The following is an 8866-nucleotide window of genomic DNA, read 5'->3' as shown; positions in this document are numbered from 1 at the left end:
GCCCGCGTACCGCGTCAGGCGCTCGAGCAGGAGCAGCAGATGTAGCAGAAGCAGTTACACGAAGCTCCCACTTCGGTCATGCCGTGACCAGCAGTAAGGGACTCGACCGCAACACCGTCATCGGCGAGTTCGAAGACGTCCATGGGCAGATCGCTGAGGTCCATGCGGACTCTCCTTCCGGGGGTAAACGCCCCATCGACATTCCAGGCAAACGCACGGATGTGCATCGCACGGAGGTCATCGCCTGGTATAGGAACACCCTTGCGACATCGCCGACGCTAGGTGTACATATGGAACACGGTCAAGAATCCGAACTGTCTGACTAAAATCGAAAATCGGTCAGCCAGTCAGGGAGGGGGAACCTGACTGTTGAAATCGGGGCATTTCGAATATCTTCGAAACCGCCAGCTCTGACGGGCCCAGAGCACATCTCAAACGAAAAGCCCCCTAGTCGGTAGGGAATACCGGCTTATTGCGCACCAGCTCTTACGGGGAAGGGGCCATCGAGCCATGAGCGCTGTCTCAACGCGCAGCACGGGTGCCAGGACCAGCGACGATCGCGTACGCCGGACGATGGACGTCACCAGGAGCCTGCTCCTGCGATCCGGCTACAAGCGGACCACGATGGACGAGATCGCCCGCCGGGCGGACATCGGCAAGGGCACCATCTATCTCAGCTGGGACACGAAAGACGATCTCATAAGAACGCTCGTCATTCAGGAAATCGTCGGAGTCTGCCAGGACATTTCGCGAATAGCGATGCTTCGTCCTGCCGTCGCGCAGCTCTCGGAGTTCTCTCGCGAGCTGTTCACGCTCGTGTTCAAGTATCCACTCTTCCGAGCACTCTACACCTATGACAAAGAAACGATCGGAAGAGCCTGCGACGATCCACAGCTCGACTTCCAGTGTTATCGGTTCACGACGTTCACGCCATTTCGCGATTATCTCCGGATGCTCCACGAGAGCGGAATGTGGGATCCGTCCCACAGTTTCGCGCTGGACGCCCTGCTTTCCGGTTTCATCAAACTTCATCTGCACGCCGAGATCGCCGGCGCGCGACCCGATCTTGCCGCCCACGCCGACAGTCTGGCCGGTCTCATCAGGAGCTCTTTCGAACCTGCCGACCAGGTCCCGGCCGCAGAGCTGACCGATCCCGCCCGCCGTACCGTCGAGATCTTCGACGGCGCCGCGGCGAAATATCGGGCGAAACTCATCCCCCAACCCCTGGCCGCCTCCGTCTGAGGAGTCAATTGTGAACGAGACACACGTCCCGCCGGACCCGACGATGACGATGCCGGTCGACTCCCGGCCGCGTATCGAGGACGGCGGCCAGACCCTCCTCAAGTGGCTCGGCACGATGCGGGACGAACAACCGGTCTGGCGCGACGCATTCGGCATCTTCCATGTTTTCCGGCATGCGGCCGTACAGCGGGTGATGTCGGACTATGCGACGTTCTCCTCTGACATCAACCGGCTCCGGCCCGGCGGCGATCCGTTCAGCGGGGGCAGCCTGATGCTCACCGACCCGCCGGAGCACCGAAAGCTCCGCAAACTCATCAGCCAGGCGTTCACTCCGAAAATGTCCTCGGACATGGTGCCGCGGATCGCCGAGCTCACCACGGCGCTGCTGGACGAGATCGACGAGGACGAGTTCGACCTGGTCGAGAAGATCGCGCACCCACTGCCCGTGATGGTGATCGCCGAGCTGCTCGGCATCCCGATCCACGACCGCGAGCTGTTCCGCACCTGGGCCGATCGGCTGGTCGCGCTGCACGTCGAGGACCCGCGGGACATCGAGATCGGGCGGATGGTCGGCCAGGCCATGCGCGAAATGGGGGAATACGTCCTCACCCACGTACGCGAGCGCCGTACCCGTCCGCAGGACGACCTGGTCAGCCGGCTGGTCGCGGCCGAGGTGGACGGCGACCGGCTCACCGACGCCGAGATCGTCAACTCCTCCTGCCTGCTGCTGCTCGCCGGGCAGATCACCAGCACCATGGCGCTGGGGAACGCGTTCCTGTGCTTCCGTGACGAGCCCGGCGTGGAGAGCGTCGTACGGGCCGACCGGGAGCTGATCGCACCGGCCTTCGAGGAGGTGCTCCGGCTGCGCCCGCCGCTCACCCAGGCCGCCAGGCTCCCCACGGCCGACGTCGAGATCGACGGCACGCCGATCCCGGCCGGTTCCATGGTGATCAACTGGCTGCTGTCCGCGAACTACGACGAGCGCCAGTTCCCCGACCCGTACCGGCTCGACCCCGGCCGCCAGCCCAACCGCCAGTACGCCTTCGGCCACGGCATCCACTTCTGCCTGGGTGCGCCGCTGGCGAGGGTGGAGGGGAAGGTGGCGCTGGAGCTGGTGTTCGACCGGTTCGAGCAGGTCGAGATCGACCCGGACGCGGAGCTGTCTTACTACGAGGACCCCATGTTCGGCGTCAAGAGCCTGCCGGTACGCGTCAAGCGGGCGCCCCGATGACCGCCCCCGAGGGGCCGCCTTCGGCCACCGACGGCGGCACGTCCCTGTTCGCCTGGCTGCGCCAGATGCGCGACAGGCATCCGGTCTGGCGGGATTCCTATGGGATGTACCACGTCTTCCGCTACGACGACGTACGCGCCGTTCTGGCGGACCACGAGCGGTTCTCCTCCGACCGGACCAGGCTGATGGGACGGCAGCCGTTCGGCCAGGGCGGCATCACGATGATCGACCCGCCCGAACACCGCCACCAGCGCCGGCTGATCACCGCGGCCTTCACCCCGGGCTCCATCGCGACCCTCGAACCGCGCATCGCCGCGATCACCGACGAGCTCCTCGACTCGCTGCCCGGCCCCGACTTCGACCTGGTCGAGAGCCTGGCCTATCCCCTGCCCGTCACCGTGGTCGCCGAGCTGCTCGGCGTCCCGCCGTCCGATCGCGACCTGTTCCGCACCTGGTCGGACCGGCTCATGTCGCTCCAGGTGCCCGACTTCGCCGACCCGTCGCTGGCCGGGCGGGTGGCGGCGGCCATGGCGGAGATGAACGACTACCTGCGCGAGCACTGCGCGGACCGCCGTACCCGCCCCAGGGACGACCTGCTCACCCGCCTCGTCCACGCCGAGATCGACGGCGAGCGGCTCGACGCGGAGCAGGTCGTCAACACCGCGAGCCTGCTCCTCCTGGCCGGACACGTCACCACCACCGTGCTGATCGGCAACACCGTGCTCTGCCTGGCGGACACCCCCGAGGCCGCCCACCGGACAAGAGCCGACATGTCGCTCATCCCCCAGGCGCTGGAGGAGAGCATGCGCCTGCGCTCGCCGTTCATGCAGGCGGGCAGGGTGACCACGCAGGACCTACGGGTGGCCGGCGAGACCATCCCGGCCGACAGGTTCGTCATGGCCTGGCTCCTGTCCGCCAACCACGACGAACGCCACTTCGCCGACCCCGAGCGCTTCGACCTGGACCGGCGGCTCACCGGCCAGCTCGCGTTCGGCCACGGCGTGCACTTCTGCCTGGGCGCCCAGCTCGGGCGCCTGGAGGGCCGCATCGCGCTGGAGCGCCTGCTGAGCCGCTTCACCGAGCTCCGTCCCGAAAAGCGCTCCTTCTACGAGAGCCAGATCTTCGGCGTCAGGGAGATGCACGTGAGAGGTTCCTCATGACCAAGCCCCTGCTGATCTACGCGAACGTCCCCTTCTGCAACTCCAAGTGCCACTTCTGCGACTGGGTGGTCCAGGTCCCCGTACGCGACCTGCGGCTCGGCGCGCAGAGCCCCGGCCGCGTCGCCTACCTGGAGGCCATCAAGACCCAGATCCGCGTCCAGGCCCCCGCCCTGCGCGAGCACTACCACCCCGACATCGTCTACTGGGGCGGCGGCACGGCCAGCATCCTCGGCCTCCACGAGATCGAGTCCCTGTACGGCACGCTGTCCGCCGAGGTCGGCCTGAGCACGGTCAGGGAGGCCACGATCGAGGGCAGCCCGGAATCCCTCGACCGGGACAAACTACGCCTCCTGCGCGGGCTCGGCTTCAACCGGATCAGCATCGGCGTCCAGTCCTTCGACGACGCGCGCCTGCGCCGCCTCGGCCGCGCCCACGCCGCCGACCAGGCCCTCACCGCCGTCCAGGACGCCCACGAGGCCGGCTTCACCAACATCAACATCGACCTGATCGTCGGCTTCCCCGGGCAGACCGGCCAGGAGGTCGCCGACTCGGTCCGTACGGCCCTGACCCTGCCCATCAACCACTTCTCGATCTACCCCTACCGGGCCAGCCCCGGTACGGTGCTGCGCAAGCAGGTCCACCGGGGCGCCCAGCTGGACCTCAACCTCCAGCTCCAGGCGTACGGCATCGCCAGGGAGCTGCTGGAAGGGGCAGGCTTCCCCGAATACGCCATGTCCTACTTCGGCCACCCACGCTGCCAGTCGGACGAGGCGTACTACCAGCTCCGGATGGACTGGATCGGCTTCGGCTCGGGCGCCAACTCCCTGATCGGCCGCCGCTACCTGAGCTACGAGAAGGGCAAGCTGGCCCACTACAACGCCAACCCGCTGGCCTTCGACGTCAACGCCCCGGCCCACTCCCCACAGCTCACCCTCCACTTCCTGTCCCAGGCGCTCACGACGGCCGAGGGCCTGGACGCCCGCCTCTACCAGGAACGCACCGGCGTCCCCCTCCGCACGGCCTGCTCCGACCCCGAGGTGATGGCGTACCTGGAACGCATGAACGAGCGCGGCCGGGTCATCGTCGACCGCAACGGCATCCGCCTCCACCGCGACGACATCGCCCAGATCTTCATCGCCCTCACCTGGATCACCACCCCGGACACCACCACCAACGAGGTGATCCCCCTGACCCCCTCACCCACATAACCCCCCACGACCGCAGCCGGTGCGGGACGTGCGGTGGGCGGGGTGGGAGAGCCCGCCACACCAAACGGGCACGAAAAGCAGCGCGCCCGGGCCCCCGTAATCGGGAGCCCGGGCGCGTCACCCGGCGACTAGAAGAACATCACCGGTTGTACTGACCGAAGTCGTACTCCTCCAGCGGAACCGCCTCGCCACTGCCAGTCCCGAAGGTGTAGTCGGCGGCGGAGCCGTCGTAGCCACCCACGGTGTACATGGCCGCCTTGGCCTCCTCGGTCGGCTCCACCCGGATGTTCCGGTACTGGGGCATGCCCGTGCCGGCCGGGATGAGCTTACCGATGATGACGTTCTCCTTCAGGCCCAGCAGCGAGTCGGACTTGGCGTGGATCGCCGCGTCCGTCAGCACCCTGGTCGTCTCCTGGAAGGAGGCCGCCGACAGCCACGACTCGGTGGCCAGCGACGCCTTGGTGATGCCCATGAGGACCGGACGGCCGGCGGCCGGCGAGCCGCCCTCCGCCACCGTCTCGCGGTTCATCAGCTCGAAGCGCGGCCGCTCCACGAGCTCGCCGGGCAGCAGGTCGGTGTCACCGGACTCGAGCACGTTCACGCGCTTGAGCATCTGCCGCACGATGATCTCGATGTGCTTGTCGTGGATGGACACACCCTGCGACCGGTAGACCTGCTGGACCTCCGCCACCAGGTGCAGCTGCACGGCCCGCGGGCCGAGGATGCGCAGCACCTCGTTGGGGTTGACCGCACCGGCGACGAGCTGCTGCCCGACCGTGATCCGCTGACCGTCCTGCACGAGCAGGCGCGAGCGCATCGACACCGGGTAGGCGATCTCTTCCGAGCCGTCGTCCGGAGTGATGACGATCTTCCGGGTCTTGTCGGTCTCGTCGATGCGAGCCCGGCCCTCGGCCTCGGAGATCGGGGCGACACCCTTGGGGATGCGCGCCTCGAACAGCTCCGTGACACGGGGCAGACCGTGGGTGATGTCGGCGCCGGCCACACCACCGGTGTGGAACGTACGCATGGTCAGCTGCGTGCCAGGCTCACCGATCGACTGGGCGGCGATGATGCCGACCGCCTCGCCGACGTCCACGAGCTTGCCGGTGGCCAGCGAGCGGCCGTAGCAGGTCGCGCAGACACCGATCTTGGCCTCGCAGACGAGCGCGCTGCGGGTGCGGACGGTCTCGATGCCGGCCTGGACCAGCGCGGTGACGTGGTTGTCGTTGATGTCGACACCCGCCGCCGCGATGACCTTGCCGTCGACCTCGACGTCCTCGGCCAGGATGCGGCCGTGCACGTTGGACTCGGCGTTCTCGGCCTTGACCAGGTTGCCCGACGCGTCGCGCTCGCCGACGTGCAGCGGGACGGCGCGGTCGGTGCCGCAGTCGATCTCGCGCACGATGACGTCCTGCGCCACGTCCACCAGACGACGGGTCAGGTAGCCCGAGTCGGCGGTACGCAGGGCGGTGTCGGCCAGACCCTTCCGCTGACCGTGGGTGGAGATGAAGTACTCCAGCACCGACAGGCCCTCGCGGAACGAGGCCTTGATCGGCCGCGGGATCGTCTCACCCTTGGTGTTGGACACCAGGCCGCGGATACCGGCGATCTGCCGGACCTGCATCTTGTTACCACGGGCGCCGGAGTTGACCATCATCCAGACCGGGTTGGTCGCCGGGAAGGCGTTGACCATGTCGGTCTCGACGTCGGCCGTCGCGTGCGTCCAGATCTCGATGAGCTCCTGACGGCGCTCCTCGTCGGTGATCAGACCGCGCTCGTACTCCCGCTGGACCTTGTCGGCCCGGCGCTCGTAGTTTTCCATGATGTCGGTCTTGTTCGGCGGCGCGACGACGTCCTCGATCGAGATCGTGACACCGGAGCGCGTCGCCCAGCGGAAGCCGGCGTCCTTGAGCGCGTCGAGCGAAGCGGCGACCTCGATCTTGGGGTAGGTCTCCGCCAGCTCGTTCACGATCGTGGACAGCTGCTTCTTGCCGACCTGGAAGTCGACGAACGGGTAGCTGTCGGGCAGCGTCAGGTTGAACAGGCACCGGCCGAACGTGGTCTCCAGCCGGATCGGGTCACCCTGCTCCCAGCCCTCGGGCGCGACCCAGTCGCGCGGCGGCAGGATGTCCTTCATCCGGAGCTGGATCTTCGCCTGAATCTCCAGCTCGCGGCGGTCGAAGGCCATCTGCGCCTCGGCGATCGAGCCGAACACGCGGCCCTCGCCGATCGCGCCTTCCTTCTGGGTGGTCAGCCAGTAGAGGCCGATGACCATGTCCTGGGTGGGCATCGTCACGGGCTTGCCGTCGGCCGGCTTGAGGATGTTGTTGGTCGAGAGCATCAGGATGCGTGCCTCGGCCTGGGCCTCAGCCGACAGCGGCAGGTGCACGGCCATCTGGTCGCCGTCGAAGTCCGCGTTGAACGCGGTGCAGACGAGCGGGTGGATCTGGATGGCCTTGCCCTCGACCAGCTGCGGCTCGAACGCCTGGATGCCCAGACGGTGGAGCGTCGGAGCGCGGTTGAGCAGCACCGGGTGCTCGGTGATGACCTCTTCGAGCACGTCCCACACCACGGGGCGGGCGCGCTCGACCATCCGCTTGGCCGACTTGATGTTCTGCGCGTGGTTGAGGTCCACGAGCCGCTTCATCACGAACGGCTTGAACAGCTCCAGCGCCATCTGCTTGGGCAGACCGCACTGGTGCAGCTTGAGCTGCGGGCCGACGACGATGACCGAACGGCCGGAGTAGTCGACTCGCTTGCCCAGCAGGTTCTGGCGGAAACGACCCTGCTTACCCTTGAGCATGTCGCTCAGGGACTTCAGCGGCCTGTTGCCGGGACCGGTGACCGGGCGACCGCGACGGCCGTTGTCGAACAGCGCGTCGACGGCCTCCTGCAGCATCCGCTTCTCGTTGTTCACGATGATCTCGGGCGCGCCGAGGTCGAGCAGACGCTTGAGGCGGTTGTTCCGGTTGATGACCCGGCGGTAGAGGTCGTTGAGGTCGGAGGTCGCGAACCGGCCACCGTCGAGCTGCACCATCGGGCGCAGGTCCGGCGGGATGACCGGGATGCAGTCGAGCACCATGCCGCGCGGCGAGTTGGTGGTGTTGAGGAACGCCGACACCACCTTGAGCCGCTTGAGCGCGCGGGCCTTCTTCTGGCCCTTGCCGCTGCGGATCGTCTCGCGCAGGTTCTCAGACTCGACGTCGAGGTCGAAGCTGATCAGGCGGTCCTGGATCGCCTGCGCGCCCATGCCGCCCTTGAAGTAGCGGCCGAAGCGGTCGCGCATCTCGCGGTAGAGCAGCTCGTCGCCCTCGAGGTCCTGGACCTTGAGGTTCTTGAAGCGGCTCCAGACCTCGTCGAGCCGGTCCAGCTCGCGCTGGGCCCGGTCGCGGAGCTGACGCATCTCGCGCTCGGCGCCCTCGCGGACCTTGCGGCGCTGGTCGCCCTTGGCCCCGGCGGCCTCGAGCTCGGCCAGGTCGGCCTCGAGCTTCTTCTGCCGGGTCTCGACGTCGGCGTCACGGCGCTGCTCGATGTGCTGCCGCTCGACGGAGATCTTCGCCTCCAGCGAGGGCAGGTCACGCTCACGCATCTCGGTGTCGACATGCGTGATCATGTAGGCCGCGAAGTAGATGACCTTCTCCAGGTCCTTCGGGGCCAGGTCGAGCAGGTAGCCGAGGCGCGACGGGACGCCCTTGAAGTACCAGATGTGCGTGACCGGCGCGGCCAGCTCGATGTGACCCATCCGCTCACGACGCACCTTGGCGCGAGTCACCTCGACGCCACAGCGCTCACAGATGATGCCCTTGAAGCGGACGCGCTTGTACTTGCCGCAGTAGCACTCCCAGTCGCGGGTCGGACCGAAGATCTTCTCGCAGAAGAGCCCGTCCTTTTCCGGCTTGAGGGTGCGGTAGTTGATGGTCTCGGGCTTCTTGACCTCGCCGTGCGACCACTGACGGATGTCGTCGGCCGTCGCGAGGCCGATCCTGAGCTCGTCGAAGAAGTTGACGTCCAGCATTTTGTGCGAT

The 8866-nt window shown here is 67.1% G+C and carries 6 protein-coding genes; 4 read left to right on the top strand and 2 right to left on the bottom strand.

Going from position 1 to position 8866, the window contains the following annotated elements:
- Positions 1-14: 14 nt before the first annotated feature.
- Positions 15-164: a thiomuracin/GE37468 family thiazolyl RiPP peptide gene (locus AB0J87_RS01565; RefSeq protein ID WP_185070599.1), complete on the bottom strand. Its 150-nt coding sequence runs from the start codon at positions 162-164 to the stop codon at positions 15-17.
- Positions 165-510: 346 nt separating this feature from the next.
- Here AB0J87_RS01565 and AB0J87_RS01560 point away from each other — a divergent pair, with 346 nt between their 5' ends.
- From AB0J87_RS01560 to AB0J87_RS01545, 4 genes are read left to right on the top strand one after another with little or no spacing between them, the layout of a single operon-like run.
- On the top strand, positions 511-1242 hold the full coding sequence (locus AB0J87_RS01560) for a helix-turn-helix domain-containing protein (protein WP_363962188.1): 732 nt from the start codon (positions 511-513) through the stop codon (positions 1240-1242).
- A gap of 10 nt (positions 1243-1252) precedes the next feature.
- Positions 1253-2473 carry a cytochrome P450 gene (locus AB0J87_RS01555; RefSeq protein ID WP_363962187.1) on the top strand — a complete coding sequence of 407 codons (1221 nt, stop codon included), beginning with the start codon at positions 1253-1255 and terminating at the stop codon, positions 2471-2473.
- Positions 2470-3633, top strand: a complete 1164-nt coding sequence (locus AB0J87_RS01550; RefSeq protein ID WP_363962186.1) for a cytochrome P450 — start codon at positions 2470-2472, stop codon at positions 3631-3633. The genes AB0J87_RS01555 and AB0J87_RS01550 overlap by 4 nt, the downstream gene beginning before the upstream one ends.
- Entirely contained in the window at positions 3630-4841 is a 1212-nt protein-coding gene (locus AB0J87_RS01545; RefSeq protein ID WP_363962185.1) for a coproporphyrinogen-III oxidase family protein, read from the top strand. Before AB0J87_RS01550 ends, AB0J87_RS01545 begins: the two co-directional genes overlap by 4 nt.
- A 139-nt stretch (positions 4842-4980) precedes the next feature.
- Here AB0J87_RS01545 and AB0J87_RS01540 read toward each other — a convergent pair whose 3' ends face one another.
- Positions 4981-8856: a DNA-directed RNA polymerase subunit beta' gene (locus AB0J87_RS01540; protein WP_350730968.1), complete on the bottom strand. Its 3876-nt coding sequence runs from the start codon at positions 8854-8856 to the stop codon at positions 4981-4983.
- Positions 8857-8866: the final 10 nt, after the last annotated feature.

It is taken from the genome of Nonomuraea sp. NPDC049625 (assembly GCF_040675285.1).
GTDB classification, from domain to species: domain Bacteria; phylum Actinomycetota; class Actinomycetes; order Streptosporangiales; family Streptosporangiaceae; genus Nonomuraea; species Nonomuraea angiospora_A.
Note: the sequence above shows the minus strand (reverse complement) of the source record. Positions and strands in the feature narration are given on the sequence as shown.

Bases quoted from the DNA above. Each gene is read 5' to 3' on its own strand.
- AB0J87_RS01540 (WP_350730968.1), bottom strand. From the start codon at position 8,856: ATGCTGGACGTCAACTTCTTCGACGAGCTCAGGATCGGCCTCGCGACG.
- AB0J87_RS01550 (WP_363962186.1), top strand. From the start codon at position 2,470: ATGACCGCCCCCGAGGGGCCGCCTTCGGCCACCGACGGCGGCACGTCC.
- AB0J87_RS01565 (WP_185070599.1), bottom strand. From the start codon at position 164: ATGGACCTCAGCGATCTGCCCATGGACGTCTTCGAACTCGCCGATGAC.
- AB0J87_RS01560 (WP_363962188.1), top strand. From the start codon at position 511: ATGAGCGCTGTCTCAACGCGCAGCACGGGTGCCAGGACCAGCGACGAT.
- AB0J87_RS01545 (WP_363962185.1), top strand. From the start codon at position 3,630: ATGACCAAGCCCCTGCTGATCTACGCGAACGTCCCCTTCTGCAACTCC.